The organism is Sandarakinorhabdus sp. (assembly GCF_040398645.1).
Taxonomy (GTDB): Bacteria; Pseudomonadota; Alphaproteobacteria; order Sphingomonadales; family Sphingomonadaceae; genus Sandarakinorhabdus.
On sequence record NZ_JBBATR010000005.1, the window covers coordinates 1 to 1,468 of the forward strand.

Annotated in this window: 2 protein-coding genes and 1 other RNA gene; 1 reads left to right on the forward strand and 2 read right to left on the reverse strand. The window is 66.8% G+C overall.

Going from position 1 to position 1,468, the window contains the following annotated elements; all coding sequences use genetic code 11:
- An RNA gene (gene rnpB / locus ABWP50_RS02060) (RNase P RNA component class A) lies at positions 1 to 346 on the reverse strand; the annotation flags it as partial.
- 49 nt (positions 347 to 395) lie between these two features.
- Here rnpB and ABWP50_RS02065 point away from each other — a divergent pair.
- A complete protein-coding gene (locus tag ABWP50_RS02065; RefSeq protein WP_353216327.1) occupies positions 396 to 689 on the forward strand; it encodes a DUF6522 family protein in 294 nt (97 codons plus the stop codon).
- Positions 690 to 725: 36 nt separating this feature from the next.
- Here the strand turns inward: ABWP50_RS02065 and ABWP50_RS02070 are convergent, their stop codons facing one another.
- Positions 726 to 1,406, reverse strand: coding sequence for an N-acetylmuramoyl-L-alanine amidase (locus ABWP50_RS02070; RefSeq protein ID WP_353216328.1), 681 nt, complete (start codon positions 1,404 to 1,406; stop codon positions 726 to 728).
- Between the last annotated feature and the right edge of the window lie 62 nt (positions 1,407 to 1,468).

The following is a 1,468-nucleotide window of genomic DNA, read 5'->3' on the forward strand; positions in this document are numbered from 1 at the left end:
CGACCATTCCTCTCGGGCGGCGATTGCTCGCCGCCTCCAGCAACCAACCCGGATGACTGGGCCGGTTCCTGCCCTGCGCACCGAAGTGCGCGCGCCATCCCTATTCGGTCTTGCTCCCGGTGGGGTTTGCCGTGCCGCTTTGGTTGCCCATCGCGCGGTGCGCTCTTGCCGCACCGTTTCACCCTTGCCTGTCCTGTTGTTGCCAACAGCCATCGGCGGTCTCTTCTCTGTGGCACTGTCCCTGATCCGAGTTGCCCCGAACCGCCGGGCGTTACCCGGCACCGCGTTCCGTGGAGCCCGGACTTTCCTCGGCAGGATATCCTGACGCGGCCGCCCAGCGACGTGATCGCAATATCCCCATGGCATTGCCTGGCGATTCGCGCCACAGGGCGGCGATGATCGAGATCGACGCCGATGGCAGCAGCTTCACCGTGCCCGCCGAACTGATTGCGCAGGGCCTGAAACTAACCCCCGAAGCCGTGCAACCGATGCTGGCCGGCCGGCTGATCTCCACGTGGGTAGAGGCCGGGGTGGACGCGGATCTTGGCACCTTCCGCCTGACCTTCGCCACCGACAAGCGCCGGCTGCGCGTCATCGTCGATGCGCTGGGCAGCGTCGTGTCGCACAGCACGCTGGATTTCGGCGGCCACGATATCCCGCTGGGCGCCCGCCGGCCCGGCGCAGTCTGAGCTCGGCCAGCCCTTCCCCCGAAGGGCTGGCTGTTTTCACAGCCCCTCCGCCAGCAGCAGCCCGCGCAAGATCGTGCGGCACTGCGCATCGATCACCCCGTCCAGCACGGCCGGGCGGTGGCGGCGCTGAAAGGCGATCACCGCATCACCGGGCGCGGTGATATCATAGCCATAGCGGCCCAGCGCCGCCAGAAAGCCGGGATCGCTCCAACCCGGATCACTGCACGCCAACGGCTTGGCAACCAGATCAAGCGCCGCCAGCCGCGGCCAATCGAACAATTCGCCGGGGTCCTGCTTGCGCGCCGGGGCAATATCGCTGTGGCCAACCACATTGGCCGCCGCAATGCCGTGGCGCAGCTTGATGCTGGCCACCAGCGCCGCCACCGCGTCCATCTGAGGCGAAGGAAACGGCACATAGCCAAATTCATGGCCCGGATTGACGATTTCGATGCCGATGCTGGCGCTGTTCACATCGGTGATGCCGCGCCACCAGCTGCGCCCGGCGTGCCAGGCGCGAGCCTCCTCCGCCACCATCTGCAGCACCGTGCCGTCTTCGGCCACGACATAATGCGCCGATACTTTCGATGCCGGATCGGCCAGCCAGTCAATCGCCGCCGCCCCGCTTGGCATGCCGGTATAATGCAGCACCAGCATGGCAATCGGCAGGCTGCGCGTGTCGAAATTCGGGCTGGGGCGCCCGATTATGCTGGGGATCATGAAGGCTCCACCGGGGCATCGACATCGCGGCGCTGCGCCGTGCGCAAGGTGATGATCGCCAC

Coding starts and splice junctions, on each gene's coding strand:
- ABWP50_RS02065 (WP_353216327.1), top strand. CDS start 396: ATGATCGAGATCGACGCCGATGGCAGCAGCTTCACCGTGCCCGCCGAA.
- ABWP50_RS02070 (WP_353216328.1), bottom strand. CDS start 1,406: ATGATCCCCAGCATAATCGGGCGCCCCAGCCCGAATTTCGACACGCGC.